This window comes from Microbacterium sp. CGR2 (assembly GCF_003626735.1).
Classification (GTDB): Bacteria; Actinomycetota; Actinomycetes; order Actinomycetales; family Microbacteriaceae; genus Microbacterium.
The window spans coordinates 1-17,049 of record NZ_RBHX01000002.1; the positions used below are offsets into that span (position 1 = coordinate 1).

Annotated in this window: 15 protein-coding genes and 1 riboswitch; of the genes, 2 read left to right on the forward strand and 13 right to left on the reverse strand. The window is 68.3% G+C overall.

Going from position 1 to position 17,049, the window contains the following annotated elements; all coding sequences use genetic code 11:
- The first annotated feature begins 378 nt into the window (after window positions 1–378).
- Complete coding sequence (locus D7252_RS18425) at window positions 379–1,686, forward strand: CoA transferase (RefSeq protein ID WP_120777064.1); 1,308 nt, start codon at window positions 379–381, stop codon at window positions 1,684–1,686.
- Here D7252_RS18425 and D7252_RS18430 read toward each other — a convergent pair.
- The 4 genes from D7252_RS18430 to D7252_RS18445 are packed head-to-tail and all read right to left on the reverse strand — an operon-like array spanning window position 1,635 to window position 5,336.
- Window positions 1,635–2,465 carry a DUF4184 family protein gene (locus tag D7252_RS18430; protein ID WP_120777065.1) on the reverse strand — a complete coding sequence of 277 codons (831 nt, stop codon included), beginning with the start codon at window positions 2,463–2,465 and terminating at the stop codon, window positions 1,635–1,637. The two genes, D7252_RS18425 and D7252_RS18430, sit on opposite strands and share 52 nt — an antisense overlap.
- Before the next feature lie 7 nt (window positions 2,466–2,472).
- Entirely contained in the window at window positions 2,473–3,774 is a 1,302-nt protein-coding gene (gene tyrS / locus D7252_RS18435; RefSeq protein ID WP_120777066.1) for a tyrosine--tRNA ligase, read from the reverse strand.
- A gap of 51 nt (window positions 3,775–3,825) precedes the next feature.
- Entirely contained in the window at window positions 3,826–4,695 is an 870-nt protein-coding gene (locus D7252_RS18440; protein WP_120777067.1) for a hypothetical protein, read from the reverse strand.
- Window positions 4,692–5,336 (reverse strand): SatD family protein, encoded by a 645-nt coding sequence (locus D7252_RS18445; protein WP_120777068.1) that lies wholly within the window; start codon window positions 5,334–5,336, stop codon window positions 4,692–4,694. The genes D7252_RS18440 and D7252_RS18445 overlap by 4 nt, the downstream gene beginning before the upstream one ends.
- Before the next feature lie 59 nt (window positions 5,337–5,395).
- Between D7252_RS18445 and D7252_RS18450 the strand changes: the two genes are divergently transcribed.
- Complete coding sequence (locus D7252_RS18450) at window positions 5,396–5,980, forward strand: DUF1349 domain-containing protein (RefSeq protein ID WP_120777069.1); 585 nt, start codon at window positions 5,396–5,398, stop codon at window positions 5,978–5,980.
- Window positions 5,981–6,004: 24 nt separating this feature from the next.
- Here the strand turns inward: D7252_RS18450 and argH are convergent, their stop codons facing one another.
- The 9 genes from argH to D7252_RS18495 form a co-directional block, all read right to left on the reverse strand.
- Entirely contained in the window at window positions 6,005–7,435 is a 1,431-nt protein-coding gene (argH, locus tag D7252_RS18455; protein ID WP_120777070.1) for an argininosuccinate lyase, read from the reverse strand.
- Window positions 7,435–8,364 (reverse strand): ornithine carbamoyltransferase, encoded by a 930-nt coding sequence (gene argF / locus D7252_RS18460; RefSeq protein ID WP_120777071.1) that lies wholly within the window; start codon window positions 8,362–8,364, stop codon window positions 7,435–7,437. Before argF ends, argH begins: the two co-directional genes overlap by 1 nt.
- Complete coding sequence (locus D7252_RS18465; RefSeq protein WP_120777072.1) at window positions 8,361–9,566, reverse strand: acetylornithine transaminase; 1,206 nt, start codon at window positions 9,564–9,566, stop codon at window positions 8,361–8,363. Before D7252_RS18465 ends, argF begins: the two co-directional genes overlap by 4 nt.
- On the reverse strand, window positions 9,563–10,480 hold the full coding sequence (gene argB, locus D7252_RS18470) for an acetylglutamate kinase (RefSeq protein WP_120777073.1): 918 nt from the start codon (window positions 10,478–10,480) through the stop codon (window positions 9,563–9,565). The genes D7252_RS18465 and argB overlap by 4 nt, the downstream gene beginning before the upstream one ends.
- Entirely contained in the window at window positions 10,477–11,634 is a 1,158-nt protein-coding gene (gene argJ / locus D7252_RS18475; RefSeq protein WP_120777074.1) for a bifunctional glutamate N-acetyltransferase/amino-acid acetyltransferase ArgJ, read from the reverse strand. Before argJ ends, argB begins: the two co-directional genes overlap by 4 nt.
- Window positions 11,631–12,692 carry an N-acetyl-gamma-glutamyl-phosphate reductase gene (gene argC, locus D7252_RS18480; RefSeq protein ID WP_120777075.1) on the reverse strand — a complete coding sequence of 354 codons (1,062 nt, stop codon included), beginning with the start codon at window positions 12,690–12,692 and terminating at the stop codon, window positions 11,631–11,633. The genes argJ and argC overlap by 4 nt, the downstream gene beginning before the upstream one ends.
- A 240-nt stretch (window positions 12,693–12,932) precedes the next feature.
- Window positions 12,933–15,083, reverse strand: a complete 2,151-nt coding sequence (locus D7252_RS18485; protein ID WP_120777076.1) for a bifunctional hydroxymethylpyrimidine kinase/phosphomethylpyrimidine kinase — start codon at window positions 15,081–15,083, stop codon at window positions 12,933–12,935.
- Window positions 15,080–15,928 carry a hydroxyethylthiazole kinase gene (gene thiM / locus D7252_RS18490; protein ID WP_120777284.1) on the reverse strand — a complete coding sequence of 283 codons (849 nt, stop codon included), beginning with the start codon at window positions 15,926–15,928 and terminating at the stop codon, window positions 15,080–15,082. The genes D7252_RS18485 and thiM overlap by 4 nt, the downstream gene beginning before the upstream one ends.
- Window positions 15,919–16,012, reverse strand: a riboswitch (TPP riboswitch). Its footprint overlaps the gene before it by 10 nt.
- Before the next feature lie 6 nt (window positions 16,013–16,018).
- A complete protein-coding gene (locus D7252_RS18495) occupies window positions 16,019–16,987 on the reverse strand; it encodes an NAD-dependent epimerase/dehydratase family protein (RefSeq protein ID WP_120777077.1) in 969 nt (322 codons plus the stop codon).
- Between the last annotated feature and the right edge of the window lie 62 nt (window positions 16,988–17,049).

The following is a 17,049-nucleotide window of genomic DNA, read 5'->3' on the forward strand; positions in this document are numbered from 1 at the left end:
AAGGGCAACTTCTCTATCTTAGCCATCCCGACCCGCTTGTCAAATCGGCGCGCTGTGCGGATCGAGGATCCGCTGCGCAGCTCTTGACAGCCGCAGAAGGGGTGGACCTCTCATCTTAGACGCAAGCGTCGTATCTCTCAAGAGAGAAGATGAGGGGGTGGTTCTCCGCTTGAGGGGGGTGAAGCTCTGGGCTTCTCCGCTTCCCTGTGGGGCGAACAAGTAATAAGTTACGGGGCTTCCGGGGTTCTGGCAAATCGGAGCCACCTGCCCGGGCGTGTCGACCGGACGGCATGATCGACTTTCGCGCGATCAGCCCGGGTTTCTGACTCCATCGGCCCGGGAGTACGATCACGCCATGGTCACTCACGAGGTTGCTCGATGACCCCGGCCGCAGGGCTGCTGGCCCGTGTCTGGGCGGAGATCACAGGAGATCCGCTCGAGGTCGGATCGGTCGACACTGCTCGGACGGCGGTGCCGCTCCCGTCGGTGCTCGCCACCGGTGATTTCGCGTGGGCGAGTGTCGGAGCGGTCACGCTGGCCTGTGGAGGGGATCTCTCCAGGATCGATCCCCTGCGCGTCGCAACCTCCTACAGAAGCGACCGGTTCCTCCTGGTCGACGGAGCGCCTCCCCCGGTCTGGTCACCGATGTCAGGTTTCTGGCGGACCGCCGACGGGTGGATTCGGACCCACGGCAACTACCCGCATCACGCCGCCGCTCTCCGCGTCGGCCTGAGCCTCGACGATGTGGCCGGCGCGGACCAGGTGCGAGATGCCCTGCTCGAACAATCCTCCGCACGAGCGGTCGCCGCCATCACTGCAGCGGGCGGACTTGCGGTCCCGGTGCTCATGGAGCAGCGCAGCGTGGATGCCGCACTTCGGCGGACGCCCGTCCTCGACGTTCAGCGACATGTCGACCCTCCACTGCCGCGCGTCCATCAGCTCGAGAGCGGACGCTTGCCCCTCAGCGGCATCCGCGTCGTAGACCTGACCCGGGTCATCGCCGGTCCCGTCTGCACCCGCACCCTCGCCTTGCTCGGCGCGAGCGTTCTTCGAGTCGATCCGCCGCGTCTTCCCGAGCCCCACTGGCAGCACTTCGACACCGGTCATGGCAAGCGCTCGGCCCTGCTCGACGCGCGCTCAGACCGAATGCATCAGCTCATCGCGGAGGCGGATGTCGTCGTTCTCGGCTACCGCCCGGCGGCGCTCAGGCGGTTGGGCCTCGATCCCGAGGATCTCGTCGAGCGGCACCCGGGTCTGATCATCGCGCAACTCAGCGCCTGGGGCGTCGACCAACCGTCGCGCGCGGGGTTCGACAGTCTGGTGCAGGCCGAGTCCGGGATCGCGTCCATCGAATCACCCGACGGCGATCGTCCTGGCACTCTTCCCGCGCAGGCGCTGGATCACAGTGCGGGCTACCTGCTCGCGGCCGCGGTGACGACGTTGCTTCGACGACGCGCGCGCGACGGCGGTTCGTGGCTCGTCCGCACCTCGCTTCGCCGCATCGCGGCGGAGCTGCTCGGCATGCCCAGGCGATCGGATCCACAACCGGAGGTCGACTTCGATGTGACGCCGCACCTGGCACGGTTCGACGTCGGAAGCCACACCGTGACCACGTCGCGACCGGCGCTTCCCGGCTACGAGTTCTCGCCACCACGCCCGTGGGGAGCAGACGAACCGGTCTGGTGAGCCTTCCCACGCAGCGACAGGGTCACGCAGAGAAGGAGCGTGAGTGCTCCCCACAACGCGCACGCGGGAGGCAGCATCCGGTATGCCAGGTGCTGCACGGTGAACTCCGTGTCCAGCGGCCCGAGGAGCAGGAGACCCATGATCCACGCGGCGACCAGGACGACCGGAAGGGAGAGCCACCAGGCGACGCGCACCCACTGCGGGAGTCGCTGCCGCACGTCCCGCCGCGGATCGCGACGGCGCGACCACGACAGCGCCCACACCCCGAGGACAGCCAGGCCCAGAAGGCTCGAACCGTGCTGCAGCCACTTGAAACCCAGCAGCGGACCCCACATCTCAGCAAGGGGCGGGAAGACCTCCACACCCCAGCGATCCTCGTGGGTGAACAGGTCCCAGACGATATGCGACAGCACGCCGAGGACGAGAGAGATCGCGAGGAGGACCGGGTAACCGCGCTTCTCGCCGATACCGACGGCGTTCCCCGCCGCCACCGACCCGGCGTCATCCCAGTCTTCCGGCAGCCGGCGCGCGAGCCACAACGGTGCGAGCTCCGGCACGGCGGGGCGGAGGACGACGCGCCACAGGAGGAACAACACGAACGCGATGAGCGCCGTCCAGACGACATGGGCAAAGGTGTGCGTGAACGAGTAGCTCACCCCCACGCCACGAAGAAACAGCGGCAGATCCGGCGTCATCGCGCCGATGGCGATCGCCCCAGGCACCAACGGCGTGCGGATGAACGGCAGCGCGATGACGGCGTGGCTCGGGGTGAACGGCATCCTGCGGTCAGCCGATGAAGATGCCGGCGAGGGTCTTCTTCCCGCGGCGGAGCACGGAGACCCCGCCGGGAAGCGAACCCTGCACGGTCGCCGAGTCGTCGTCGACGCGTGCGCCGTCGAGCGAGACACCTCCCTGGCCGATCGCGCGCCGCGCCTCACCCAGACTCGACACGAGATTGGTCGCGACGAGCGCCTCGACGACCGAGGTGCCGACCGCGACGGTCGCATTCGGAAGCTCCTCCAACGCCGTCCGCAGCGTGGCCGCATCGAGCGCGGACAGGTCTCCCTGCCCGAACAGCGCGTCGGATGCTGCGATCACCGCGGCCGTCGCGTCGAGGCCGTGCACCGTGGCCACCACTTCGAGCGCCAGACGCTTCTGCGCGGCGCGGCGGAAGGGCTCGGTCTCCACGAGAGCGGCGTACTCCTCGATCTCAGCTCGAGTGAGGAACGTGAACACCTTCAGCCGGTCGATGACGTCGGTATCCGTGGTGCTCAGCCAGAACTGGTACATCCGGTACGGGCTGCACATCTCAGGGTCCAGCCAGATGGCATTCCCCTCGCTCTTGCCGAACTTCGTTCCGTCGCTGTTGGTGATCAGCGGCGTGCCGATGGCGTGTGCGGAGACGCCTTCGGCGCGCCGGATGAGATCCGTCCCGCTGGTGAGGTTGCCCCACTGGTCCGAGCCGCCGGTCTGGAGGACGCAATCGTACTGTCGGTACAGCTCGAGGTAGTCCATCCCCTGCAGGATCTGGTAGCTGAACTCGGTGTAGCTGATGCCCTCGTCCGAACTGAGGCGCGCCGCGACGGCGTCCTTCTTCAGCATCGTTCCGACGCGGTAGTGCTTGCCGATCTCTCGCAGGAAGTCGATCGCCGAGAGCGGCGCCGTCCAGTCGAGGTTGTTCACGATGCGGGCCGCGTTGTCACCCTCGAAACTCAGGTAGCGCTCGACCTGAGCGCGCAGTCGATTCACCCATTCCGCAACCGTCTCGGGGGTGTTCAGCGTACGCTCCGCCGTCGGCCGAGGGTCGCCGATGAGACCGGTCGACCCACCCACCAATCCGAGCGGCTTGTGCCCGGCCAGTTGGATGCGGCGCAGCGTCAGCAACTGCACGAGGTTTCCCAGGTGCAGGCTCGGAGCGGTCGGGTCGAAACCGCAGTAATACGTGATCGGGTCTCCCGCAAGCAGGGCGCGCAGCGCCTCCTGGTCGGTGGACACGTGGACGAGGCCGCGCCACACCAGCTCGTCCCACACATTCTCGAATGCGGGGTCGATCGCCGGAGTCGCGGTCGTCAGGTCGGGAGTTGGCACGCGCTCCAGGCTATCAGCGCGCTGCGTCCGCACACCGTCACTCGGGCGCGATCAGCTGTGCGCGGCCCACCAGATCAGAAACGCCGCGCTGAGGGCGATGACCCAGCTGACCAGACTGCCGACGAGGAAGTACTCGGCCCGTGCTCCGGTCTCTCCGTCACGGGAGATCTCCGGGAAGCGGACGATCCCCTTCGCCGCCAGCATCGCAGCCAAGAGAGGATAGGCGGCGGCGAGAGTCAGGATCAGCACGAGAGTGCGTTCCAACGGTCCGATGAGCCGACCGCCCTGGAAATCTGCGCGCGAGTCAACCGAGGCCGCGTTCCCGGTCGGGATCGGGTTCCCGGTCGGGGTCGGGGTCGGGGTCGGGGTCGGCGTCGGGGGCAGCGTCCCGGGGTGGATCTCGCCCCGCGTTGCGTGATCAGCAGGCTCAGCTTCAGCGGCGGGCTCGGACGCGAAGGTTTCCGCACGTGGCGCACGATCAGCCGGGCGCCACGTGTGTTCGCTGTCAAGAGCTGAGCGCACCACGAGGTTCGCGGACTCGAGAAGGAACACGCCTGCCCCGAGCACGAGCATCGCCAGGTCGAAGGGCACTTCTCCGGACGGCGAGCGCAGGCTCCACACCTCGCCGATGAGTCCGGCATCCGTGCGGGCGCCGAGCCAGACGACGGCTCCGACGCTCACGGCACCGAGGAGAACGGCGGGCCAGAATCCCAGAAGGGCCGGCCCTTCGTCGGGCATGCACCAGATCCACAGCGCGCCCACGGCGAGGGCCGCGATCATCGGAAGCAGCGCATCGCTCACGCTGCCCAGTACGAGCAGGAGAACGGCGACCGTGAGATAGCCGATCCAGCGACGGGGCGCGAATTGGCGGACGAGGTCGACGGCGCCGACGGCGAGAAGGATGAACCCCGCGATGATCATGCGCCGGCGCCTCGGAGTGCCGTGAGCCCTTCGATGAGCGCGGCGGCTCCTGCGCTCTTGAGTGATTTCGAGACGCTCGGCTGGGTGATGCCCTCTTCGGCGGCGAGCTCGTGCTGCGACCTGCCGATCAGGCGTCCGTAGGTGAGCCGTCGTTCGCGCTCGCGCATCCCGCCGATCAACTCGTCACGCACGAGGAGATAGGCGTTGGACGCCGCGATCGTGGTCTGCATGACTTCATCCTGCCCCGGGGCTCCGACAATCCAGGTTCGTGCACGCGGTATGGCGCGCCCTTCTCGGGCATGCACCGTCTCGATGGCTGCTCTGGCGGCATACCAACCGGGACCGTCCGCGAGCTCGCCGTGCACGGATTCGACGGCCGACACCTCCCCCACGCCGATGCCGAATCGAAAGCCGATCCCGTCCGGCAGCCGCAGCTGGATCATCAGCAGGGATGTCATCGCCTCCCCGAGGTCGCGGTAGACACCCTGCTGCTCATCGCCCACAGTGGGAGTGAGTGGCCGCACGGCGAGCGGGAGGTCTGCCTCTACCTGTGCGATGTTCTCATCCAACACGCGTTGCGCAGCAGTGCGGTTCTCGAGCTTGCGAGAACCGATGATGTCGGCGAGTACGGCGATGACCATCTGATAACCGTATCACGCATAACTTCTCTTTATGCACCTCTTGGCTATATATTCAGAACATGCCTGATTCACACATCATCCCGTGGAGCGACGGAACCTGGACCCACGCGCCGTTGTCCGTGTCCGAAACCGAGACCTTGCACGTCACCGCCGTCGAGAGCAGCGACGCCTGGCGCCACACCGCGTACGGCTTCGTCCACGACACGGAACATGCCCTGCTCGCTCCGCTCGCCGTCGGCGAAGCCATGGACGTCTCGTTCCGAGCACCCTGGGACGGTGAGTTCGATCAAGCGGGAATCTTCGTCCGAATCGATGATGAGAACTGGATCAAGACAGGAATCGAGTACGCCGACGACCATCTCGGGCTCGGCGCCGTCGTCACCGCCGGTCGTTCGGACTGGTCGGTCGGACACGTCGACGACTGGTCGGCGAGTGAGATCACGGTTCGCGTGAGCCGATGGGCGGATGCCGTCATCGTTCGCGCGCGAGCGGACGCCGGCCCATGGAGGCTGGTGCGCGTCGCCCCTTTCGACGGCGCGGCACCGGCATCCGCCGGCCCGTTCCTCGCCGCGCCGACCCGTGCCGGGTTCTCCGTGCAGTTCACCCGGTGGGAGCGCTCGGCCGCTGATCCGGCCCTGCACTGACGCCGGAATCCGACCCGGGACCCCCTAGAGGCCGAGGGCGTGCGCGGCCGCCTGCGCACGAGCGACGAGCTCAGCACGCTGCTCGGTCACCCGCACCGGAGCGGTTCCGCCGACGCCGGTCCGCGATGCCACCGACCCCTCGATCGTCAGCACCTCGCGCACCTCGGGAGCAAGATGGGGCGACACGGAACGGAGCAACTCATCCGAGGCGTCCTCGAGTCCGATCCCCTGTTCCTCACATGCCCGGACGAGCGCACCGGAGATCTCGTGGGCATCGCGGAACGGCACCCGCCGCTTCACCAGCCACTCCGCCACGTCGGTCGCCAGCGAGAAACCCTGCGGCGCGAGCGCCGCCATCCGCTCGGTGTCGAAACGCAGCGTGGCGATCATCCCCGCGAACGCCGGGAGCACGACCTCGAGCGTCTGCACGGAGTCGAAGACCGGCTCCTTGTCTTCCTGGAGATCGCGGTTGTACGCGAGGGGAAGGCCCTTGAGCGTGGCCAGCAGACCCGACAGGTTGCCGATGAGACGGCCGGACTTTCCGCGGGCGAGTTCGGCGATGTCGGGGTTCTTCTTCTGCGGCATGATGCTCGACCCGGTCGAGTAGCCGTCATCGAGCGTGACGAATCCGAACTCCCGCGTGTTCCAGAGGATGATCTCCTCCGCGAGTCGCGAGATGTCGACACCTGTCATCGCGGTGATGAACGCGAACTCCGCGACCACATCACGCGCAGCCGTGCCGTCGAGCGAGTTCTCTGCGGGACGATCGAGACCCAGTTCGGTCGCCACCAGCGCAGGGTCCAACCCGAGCGTCGATCCGGCCAGTGCTCCCCCGCCGTACGGGGAGACTCCGGCACGGCGTCGCCAGTCGACGAGCCGCTCGAGCTCGCGAACCAGGGGCCATCCGTGCGCCTGCAGATGATGGGCGAGCAGCACAGGCTGCGCGTGCTGCAAGTGCGTCCGCCCCGGAAGGATCGCGTCGGGATGCGCTTCCGCCTGGGCGACCAGGGCGTCGATGACGCGCAGGATGTCGCGAGCGATCACACGGGCGTGATCGATCAGATACATCCGGACCAGAGTGGCAATCTGGTCATTACGGCTGCGACCGGCGCGCAGACGACCGCCCAGCTCCGGGCCGAGTTCCGCGATCAATGCCTGCTCGAGCGCTCCGTGCACGTCTTCATCGGTGGGCGCGGGCAGGAGTGTCCCGTCGGCGATCTTGCGTGCGACGGCATCCAGCCCTTCGTGCATCCGCTGCGCCTCGTCTGCCTCCAGGTACCCGGCCGCGGCCAGCGCTGTGGCGTGCGCGTGCGAACCCGCGATGTCGTAGGGCGCGAGGATCCAGTCGAAGTGCGTGGAACGGCTCAGTTCCACGAGCTCCGGCGAGGGGCCTGTGGCAAACCGTGCGCCCCAGAGGGCTCCTTCGTTCGTGCCTTCGTTGAGCGAATCGGCCATCATGCGTCCTTCTTCCCGAGCAGCCAGACCAGCAACGCTTTCTGCGCATGCAGCCGGTTCTCCGCCTCGTCCCAGACGACGCTCTGCGGCCCGTCGATGACGTCGGAGTCGACCTCGTACCCGCGGTCCGCGGGAAGGCAGTGGATGAAGATCGCCTCGGGGTCGGCGAGCGCCATGGTCTCGGGCGTCACCTTGTAACCGCCGAGATCTCGGATGCGCGCGAGCTTCTCCTCTTCCTTGCCCATCGAGACCCAGGTGTCGGTCACGACGACGTCGGCGCCCGCCGCTGCCTCCACGGCATCGGTGTACAGCGCGATCGAGCCGCCGGTCTCTGCGGCGCGCCGATCCGCCGCCTCGAGGACATCCGCACGCGGCGCGTAATCCGACGGTGCGGCGATGCGCACGTGCATGCCCGCGGTGACGCAGGCGAGCGCGTACGAGTGCGCCATGTTGCTCCGACCGTCGCCGAAGAACGTCAGGGTGAGGCCCTTGAGGTCTCCCTTGTGCTCGCGGATGGTGAGCAGGTCTGCGAGGAGCTGGCAGGGATGGAAGTCATCGGAGAGCGCGTTGATCACCGGGACGCGGGTGCCCTTCGCCATCTCCTCCAGGCCGGCCTGCGCGTAGGTGCGCCAGACGATCGCGGCGACCTGACGCTCGAGCACCCTTGCGGTGTCGGACGGGGTCTCCTTGCCACCGAGCTGACTGCTGGCGGTCGAGATGATCAGCGGTGAGCCGCCGAGGTCGGCGATGCCGACGGCGAAGGACACCCGCGTGCGAGTCGAGGACTTGTCGAAGATCACCGCGACGGTCTGCGGGCCCGCGAGGCTCTTGTCGGCCCAGCGGTCCTTCTTCAGCTCGAGGGCGAGGTCGAGGATCTCTGCCTGCTCGGATGCTGTCAGGTCGTCGTCGCGCAGCAGATGGCGGGTCACGCGTCTACCTTTCCCAGAACGGATGCCTGAACGTCGGCGAGCGCATCGGTGAACAGGTCTCGGAACTCGGCGATCTCTGCGTCGCCGATGGTGAGAGCAGGCGCCACGCGCACGGTCTCGGGGTTGGCGGCATTCACGATGAGTCCGCGCTCCTGTGCCGCAGCGACGACAGCGCCAGCGACGGGGGCACTGAGGGCCACACCGATCAGCAGGCCTCGCCCTCGGACGCCCTGGATGAGCGGCGAGTCGATGCCGAGCAGGATGTCGCGCAGCTCCTCCCCGCGACGGGCGGCGTTGCCGACGAGGTTCGAGTGTTCGATCTCGGCGAGCACGGCGTCGGCCACGGCGGTCGCGAGCGGGTTCCCACCGAAGGTGGACCCGTGCGAGCCGGGAGTGAAGAGCGCGCTGGCGCTGCCGTACGTGACCAGAGCGCCGATCGGGAAGCCGCCGCCGATCCCCTTGGCGAGAGTGATCGCGTCGGGCGTGATGCCTTCATGGTTGAAGCCGAACCACGCGCCGGTACGCCCGGCACCGGTCTGGATCTCGTCGACGATCAGCAGCGCGCCGTGAGCCAGAGTGAGGGAGCGGGCGGCGGCCAGGAAACCCGCCGGAAGTTCGACGACTCCGGCCTCGCCCTGGATCGGCTCCACGATGACGGCGGCGACACGGTCGTCGACCGCCGATTCGAGAGCTTCGATGGTTGCGGGGATGTGCTCGACGCCACCGGGCATCGGCTCGAAGGGCGCACGCATGGATGCCTTCGCCGTCATGGCGAGCGACCCCATGGTGCGACCATGGAACGCGTTGTCCAGGGCGATGATGCGCGGACGCTCAGCGCCACCGTGCAGACGAGCCAGCTTGAAGGCCGCCTCGTTGGCCTCCGCTCCCGAGTTCGAGAAGAAGACCCGACCGTCGATGCCGGCACCCGCGAGGCGTTTGAGCCGAGCGGCGAGAGCGAGCTGAGGCGGCGTGGCGAAGTAGTTGGAGACGTGTGCCAGCGTCGCGGCCTGCGTGGCGATCGCGTCGACGAACACCGGGTGCGAATGCCCGAGGGAAGTCACCGCGATGCCGGCGAGGAAGTCGAGGTAGCGTCGACCGTCGGCGTCCCACAGGTAGGAACCCTCGCCACGTGTCAGCAGCGCCAGCCGGTCCCCCGCGTTGAGCACGAGATCACGCGCGACATCTTCCTGCCAGACGGTCATGCCGTCACCTCATTCCTTCCCAGAACCACTTCGGTCCCGATTCCCTTGCTGGTGAAGAGCTCGACGAGCACGGAGTGCGCTACCCGTCCATCGATGATGGCGGCCGCATCGACGCCGCCCTCGACGGCATCCAGACAGGCACGCATCTTGGGGATCATGCCCGACTCCAACGTCGGCAGCATCTCGATGAGCGCGTCGGAGGTCAGGTGCGACACGAGCGATTCGCGGTTGGGCCAGTCGGCGTACAGGCCCGGGACATCGGTGAGGACGACGAGCTTTCTCGCGTTCAGGGCGATGGCGAGAGCAGCGGCCGCCGCATCGGCGTTGACGTTCAAGGACTGTCCCGGGCGATCGAGATCGGGGGCGATGCTCGACACCACCGGGATGCGCCCGGCCGCCAGATGATCCAGAACGGGAGTCGGGTCGACCTCCACCACGTCGCCGACGCGACCCAGGTCGACCTCTTCACCGTCGATGACGACCCCGCGGCGGCGTCCGCCGAAAAGCCCGGCATCCTCCCCGCTGAGTCCCGTCGCGATCGGCCCGTGCGAATTGATCTTGGAGACCAACTGCGGGTTCACCTGTCCGGTGAGCACCATGCGGACGACGCTGATCGCCTCCGTGTTGGTGACGCGGTAGCCGCCCTTGAACTCGCTGGGGATCTCGAGGCGCTGCAGCATGTCGGAGATCTGCGGCCCACCGCCGTGCACGACCACGGGAAGCACGCCCACGTACCGGAGGTACGCGATGTCCTGGGCGAACGCCTCCTGGAGCTCGTCCGACACCATGGCGTTGCCACCGTACTTGACGACGACGATCTGGTCGCGGAACTTCTTCAGCCACGGCAGCGACTCGATCAGTGTCGTCGCCTTCACCGCGGCGATGTCGGGGGTGGTGTCCTGGATGTCGGTCATGAGGCGTAGGCGCTGTTCTCGTGCACGTACTCGTGGGTGAGGTCGTTGGTGAGGATCGTCGCCGTCGCATCGCCCGTCTTGAGGTCGATGACGAGGTGCGTCGCCCGCGGCGTCAGGTCGACCTCTTCCCGCGGGCGATCCGGCCCGCCCGCGGTGCAGACCCGCACCCCGTTCATCCACACATCGACGTCGTACGGGTCGAACTGGGCACTGGTGGTGCCGATCGCGGCGAGCACGCGCCCCCAGTTCGGGTCGTTGCCGAAGATCGCTGCCTTGAAGAGGTTGTTGCGGGCGACGGATCGACCGACATCGACGGCTTCCTGCTCGGAAGCCGCGTGCTGCACCTCGATCGTGATGTCGTGGCTCGCACCTTCCGCGTCGCCCTGGAGTTTCTCGGCGAGCTCCTGGCAGATCTGGGTGAGGGCTTCGGCGAAGTCGGCGACATCGGGAGCGACCTCTGACGCACCGTTGGCCAGAAGGGTCACCTGATCGTTCGTCGACATGCAACCGTCCGAGTCGAGCCGGTCGAACGTCTGCCCTGTGGCCTTCCGCAGGGCGGCATCCGCCTCGAGCGGTTCGAGCACGGCATCGGTGGTGATGACCACCAGCATCGTGGCCAAACCGGGTGCCAGCATGCCCGCTCCCTTGGCCATGCCGCCGATCGTCCAGCCGTCACGCGCGACCACGGCGGTCTTGGCGACGGTGTCCGTGGTCATGATGGCCTCGGCGGCGCTCCCGCCGCCGTCCGGGCTCAGCGCGGCGATCGCCTTCTCGGTGCCGGCGAGCACGTTGGCGCGGAACACCTCATCGCCGATGCCGATGAGTCCCGTGGAGCACACCAGCACGTCGCCCGCGCTGATCTGGAGGAGCTCGGCCGCACGCTCGGCGGTCTGGTGCGTGGTCTGGAAGCCGAAGCTGCCGGTGAAGCAGTTCGCCCCGCCGGAGTTGAGCACGACGGCCTCCACGACGCGGTCGGCGACGACCTGCTGCGACCAGATGATCGGGTTCGCCTTGGCGCGGTTGCTGGTGAAGACGGCCGCTCCGACCTTGCGCGGTCCGCGGTTGACGACCACGGCGACGTCGGGCTTGCCAGTGGATTTCAGGCCAGCGGCGACACCGGCCGCCTCGAATCCTGCGGGTGCGGTGACGCTCACGGCGCGACTCCGTTCATTGAGAGGGCGCGGGCTTCGGGAAGCCCCAACGCGATGTTCATGGACTGGACGGCGGCACCGGCGGTGCCCTTGACCAGGTTGTCGACGGCGGTGACGACCGTGACACGGTTCGCGGAACGATCGATCGCCAGCCCCATCAGGGCGGTGTTGGCACCGAGCACGTCCGCCGTGCGCGGGAACCGGCCCTCCGGGAGCAGCTGCACGAAGGTCTCGTCGCCGTAGGCACTCTCCCATGCCCCACGGATCTGCTCGTCGCTGACCCCTTCGACGATGCGAGCAGTGGACGTGGCGAGGATGCCACGCGACATCGGCACGAGCACCGGCGTGAAGGAGATGCGCACCGGAAGGGCGTCCGATGCGGACGCGGGCGAGGCGGCGAGCAGCGCCTGCGTGATCTCCGGGATGTGCCGGTGGGTTCCTCCGACGGCGTAAGGGTTCGCGCTGCCCAGGATCTCGGCGGCGAGCAGGTTGGTCTTCAGACTCTTGCCGGCTCCGGAGGGACCGACCGCAAGCACGGAGACGATGTCGGAGGGATCGATGACGCCGGCGGCGACGCCGGGCGCGAGGCTGAGACTGATCGTCGATGCGTTGCATCCCGGCGCGGCGATACGGGTGGCACCCCGGAGATGCTCACGCTGTTTGACGCCATCCACGAGAAGTTCCGGGACACCGTAGGCCCACGGCTCGTGGAAGACACCGCCGTAGAAGGAATCCCAGGCGGACTGCGAGGTGAGCCGGTGGTCGGCGCCGGCGTCGATCACCAGCGGCGCGTCGACAAGCGCATCCGTGTACTGACCGGATTGTCCGTGCGGCAGCGCCAGGAACACGATGTCGTGACCGGAGAGGATCTCCGGCGTCGTGTCCTGCAAGGTCAGGTGGGCGAGTGAGCGCAGGTGCGGCTGATGGTCGACGAGCGGCTGACCGGCATTCGAGTGCGCGGTCACGGTGCGGATCTCGATGTCGGGATGATCGGCCAGGAGGCGCAGAATCTCGCCGCCCGCATAGCCGGATGCGCCGGAGACGGCGACGGAATACGTCATGCTTTCTACCTTAACGGTCGGGCCTCGATGAACTCGGGGCCATGGGCGGGCCGGAGGCGGCGACTCCGGCACTCCACCGCCGTGCGTGGCAGGCAGGAATGCGGGGTCGCCTAGAGTCGGCGGCCGCCGCGGCGTCGGCGCACAACAGTGACGCTCGAAGCGAGCGTCGATGGTGCGAGGACGGCCGAAGGCATGCCGCGACCATAGCGCGCGTGCCGCGGCATCCGCAAATTCAGACCGTCATCGAATGGCTCGACGCTCGAGCGGCGCAGCGAAGAAAGCCAGCTCGTGATCACACGAAGTCTGGAAAGCGCGCAGCATTCTCGCTCGCTGCTCGGGGCCCGCCGAGGCCGCTGCCGCCGTCACCACCGCGATCGCCTGCGTCGTGGCCTCGTCGAACGCCGGATCTGCGTAGGTCGCCAGCCAGGAGGCGTACGGATGCCGGGGATCGCGCGCGTATGCGCCGAACTCGCCCGCGTGCAGACGGCGCCCGAGGTCGTTGTACAGCCAGAAGCACGGGAGGATGGCGGCGATCAGCTCGCCATAGTCCGCGCCGAAGGCGACACTTCGCAAGTGGTCGAGGTATGCGGTGGTGACCGGTGACGGCGCTGCCGAGAACGTGGCGGCGGCGACGCCCGCGGCGGGAGTCAGCCAGGAGGCGTGCAGCTGCAGCTCTCCGATGATCGAGCCGTGCGCTGAGTTCGCCCAGAAGGCCTGCTCGGACGATACCGGGGCACGCTTTGAGGCCTCGGCGAGCACTCTCGCGTACTCGCGCAGGTAGAGCGCGTCCTGAGCGAGATAGAACAGGAAAGACTCGCGGTCGAGGGTTCCCTCGGCGAGCCGACGGATGAACGGGAGGTCGTCGATCGCCGTGCGGATACCGGAGACGCCATCCCACCACTCTGCCGCGAGCGCGGCAGCGGTCGGGCGAGTATCCACTCCCCCGCGTTCCCAGAGGCCGGAGAAGTGACTGATCGGTCCGTGTCCGCTGCCGACACGGAGATGACCGGCTGCACGCAGCGATTCACGCAACCAGGCACGAGCTCCCCGGACCGCGGCCTGCGCATCATGCCCGCGAGCGAGTCGGGTGGCGATCGCGGACGAGAGGGAGCATCCGGTCCCGTGCGTGTGGCGGGTCTCGATGCGTGCGCCGGGAAACTCCACTCGGATGCCGTTCCCCGCGTCGACCAGCGCGTCCGGGGCGTCCGCGCCGGCCAGATGACCACCCTTGACCAGAACCGCGGACCCGACCTGCGCCGACAGCTCTTCCGCGGCGGCGAGGGCTTCCGCCCAGGACGACAGTTCTCTGCCGACTAGCACCGCGAGCTCGGCGAGGTTCGGAGTGACGAGGTCGGCGAGACGCATGAGCTCGCGCAGCCCGGCCTCCGCTTCGGCGTCGAGCAGCCGATCGCCGGAGGTGGCGACCATCACCGGGTCGATCACCACCGTGGGCGGGCGAACAGCATCGAGCCACGCGACCACGGTCCGGATGACGTCGGCGTTCGCCAGCATCCCGATCTTCACGGCGTCGACGGTGATGTCATCGGAGATCGCGTCGAGTTGGGCACGCAGGAAGTCCGTGGGTGGCACGTGCACCGCGCGCACGCCGCGGGTGTTCTGCGCAGTGAGCGCGGTGAGCGCGGCCATCCCGTACCCGCCGTTCGCCGCGATCGACTTGAGGTCGGCCTGGATGCCCGCGCCGCCAGACGGATCACTCCCCGCGATGCTGAGAACGCGCGGGACCGCCCCGGCGCGCCAGCGCCGCACGAACTCTCCTGCCTCCGCGCGGGGGTCCGCCGCTGCGCACAACGCCGAGACCACGGCCAGTCCTGCCGCCCCGGCTTCCTGCAGTGCCTCGCTGTCGTCGATGCGAACTCCGCCGATCGCGACACAGGGAAGCGGACTGGCTTCCGCGAAGGCGCGGAACCCCTCGATGCCGAGCGCCGGCGGATGGTCTGGCTTCGTCAGTGTCGGTCGGATGACCCCGACTCCGAGGTAGTCGACGGTTCCGGGTGGGAGCCGACGCAGTTGATCGAGGTGCGTGAGACTGTTGGCGGTGAGACCGACGATCGCGTCGGGCCCCAGAGCTTCCCGGGCTCCCCGCACCGACTGGTCGCCCTGCCCGAGGTGAACGCCGTCCACCCTTGCTCCTCGTGCGCGAGCGGCGAGCGCGGCATCGAGCCGGTCGTTCACGACCAACAGAGCGCGGCCGTCGATGACGCGTGAGAGTTCGACGAGCTGATCCACGATCTCCACGTCGGACGCGGACTTGTCGCGTAGCTGCACGATGCTCACTCCCCCGTCGACGGCCAGTCGCACCGTCTCGACCACACCGCGGTCTCCACACAGGCCCGCGTCGGTCACGAGATAGACAGAGAGGTCGAGTCTCACAGCGCACCGACCTCGACGCGCGCCCGGGAGACGATCTCGTCGGGCGCCAGGGAGGCGAGGGCGTCCAACAGGGCGACGGCGAAGCTTCCCGGTCCGCTCGCGCCTTCGGCCGCCATCTCGGCTGCGATCGTGTACACGAGGGTCGCGGAGGCGACCGCCGTGAGTGCGTCGAATCGTGCGGCGTCGGCCGCGCCGAGGAAGGCGGCCATCACCGCCCCCAGTGCACATCCCCCGCCCGTGACGCGGGTGAGGAGCTCATGTCCGTTGGCGAGCCGAATCACTCTCTCGCCATCGGTGATGAGGTCGGTCGGCCCGGAGATCGCGGCCACCCCGCCGGTGCGACGTGCGAGTGAGACAGCGGCGTCGGCGGCGGCATCCGTGCTGTGGGTGGCGTCCACGCCTCGCCCGCCGGCACCGAGGCCCGCCAGTGCGAGGATCTCGGAGGCGTTCCCGCGGATCGCCGTCGGCCGCTGTTCGAGCAGCCGATGGGCGAGCGCGGTCCGCACCGGCAACGCGCCGATCGCGACCGGGTCCAGCACCCACGGCGTTCCGGATGCCGCGGCACCCGTGACCGCTTCGAGGGCGGCCGCGCGCTGCTCGGGCGTCGGTGTGCCCAAATTGATCAGGAGGCCGGAAGCGACACCGGCGAACATCTCCGCCTCGCCCACGATGTCGACCATCGCGGGTGCTGCTCCCACCGCGAGCAGCACGTTGGCTGTGAAGCCGGTGACGACGGCGTTCGTTATGCAGTGGGTCAAGGGTGGAGATGCCCGGAGGGCCTCGAGCAGGCTCGCCGCCGAAGAGGCGAGATCGATGGTGGTTTCCGGACGCAGACGATCGCTCATCGCGACATCCCTTCGCTAGTACGAACTAGATCAGGTTCGACGGGTCTGTTCTCAGCCGCGGATGCGGCACCCCGTGTCACTGCTCGAAGTCTAGCGACCGAGCTCGGCCAGCAGGCTCATCTCCGCGGCTCTCGTGAGGCCGGCGCGGCGGACACGATCGACACCTCGCACGCGCTCATCGGCCACCACGCGTGCGATCGTCTCGGCGAGCGGACGGAGCGTCCCGCCGGTGGCGAGGTACCGTCGATTCGAGCGGGTCATGAAGCCCGTCATCTCCGCAGGGAGCCAGAGCGGCAGCGACCGCTCCCCCGCCCAGTACTCGACACCCCGGGCCACCAACCAGCTTTCCTCCGCGCTGACGATCTCCCCGCGATGCCCGGCGGCTGCCTGCACCATCTGAAGCACTTCAGCGAGCGGATGCCGGTCACCGATCGCGTTGACCGCGCCGTGGGCGGTTCCGGCAACCACGGCGGCGGCGAGGTCGTCGACGTCGATCACCTGCGTCGTCCGTCCGTCGAGCGGGGGCGCGACCACCGGGCCGTCTCCCGCTCTCAGGAAGGCGGCCGCCCAGTATCCGAATCTGTCGCTGGGGTCGCCGTCTCCGGCGATGAGGCCCGGTCGCACGACGAGGGCGCGATCTCCGAGTGCGCCGACCGCATCCTCGCCGGCAGCTTTCTGCGCGCCGTACTCATATTCGTCGCCGTTGCGGGCCGGCGGGTGCCGCGGCGCGGACTCATCCGCTCCGACGGTCTCGTCATCGGCATAGACCGACATCGAGGAGATGTAAGTCCAGCGCGCGGCGCGACCTCCCAGCGACCCGACCGCGGCGGCCACATGCGACGCCTGCGAGGAGATGTCGACCACCTGATCCCAGTCGCGCGCGGCAAGGGCGGAATACACCTCGGGGTCGTCGCGGTCGCCACGCACCAGCTCTGCTCCGCGTGGCGCCGGGCGATCGCCGCGCGCGAGGCATGTCACCGCAGCGCCGGCATCCACCCATCGGCGGGCGATGCGCCCGGAGAGCCAGCCCGTCCCACCGAGAATCAGCACGTCCGTCATGGGTCCATGTCACCAGCATCCGGAGCTACGCGGAAGGCCCTTCTGCTCGAAGCAGAAGGGCC

Excerpts from the sequence above, each read along its gene's own strand:
- D7252_RS18425 (WP_120777064.1), top strand. The coding sequence starts at position 379 with ATGACCCCGGCCGCAGGGCTGCTGGCCCGTGTCTGGGCGGAGATCACA.
- D7252_RS18430 (WP_120777065.1), bottom strand. The coding sequence starts at position 2,465 with ATGCCGTTCACCCCGAGCCACGCCGTCATCGCGCTGCCGTTCATCCGC.
- D7252_RS18440 (WP_120777067.1), bottom strand. The coding sequence starts at position 4,695 with ATGATCATCGCGGGGTTCATCCTTCTCGCCGTCGGCGCCGTCGACCTC.
- D7252_RS18445 (WP_120777068.1), bottom strand. The coding sequence starts at position 5,336 with ATGGTCATCGCCGTACTCGCCGACATCATCGGTTCTCGCAAGCTCGAG.
- D7252_RS18450 (WP_120777069.1), top strand. The coding sequence starts at position 5,396 with ATGCCTGATTCACACATCATCCCGTGGAGCGACGGAACCTGGACCCAC.
- argH (WP_120777070.1), bottom strand. The coding sequence starts at position 7,435 with ATGGCCGATTCGCTCAACGAAGGCACGAACGAAGGAGCCCTCTGGGGC.
- D7252_RS18465 (WP_120777072.1), bottom strand. The coding sequence starts at position 9,566 with ATGACCGTCTGGCAGGAAGATGTCGCGCGTGATCTCGTGCTCAACGCG.
- argB (WP_120777073.1), bottom strand. The coding sequence starts at position 10,480 with ATGACCGACATCCAGGACACCACCCCCGACATCGCCGCGGTGAAGGCG.
- argC (WP_120777075.1), bottom strand. The coding sequence starts at position 12,692 with ATGACGTATTCCGTCGCCGTCTCCGGCGCATCCGGCTATGCGGGCGGC.
- thiM (WP_120777284.1), bottom strand. The coding sequence starts at position 15,928 with ATGAGCGATCGTCTGCGTCCGGAAACCACCATCGATCTCGCCTCTTCG.
- D7252_RS18495 (WP_120777077.1), bottom strand. The coding sequence starts at position 16,987 with ATGACGGACGTGCTGATTCTCGGTGGGACGGGCTGGCTCTCCGGGCGC.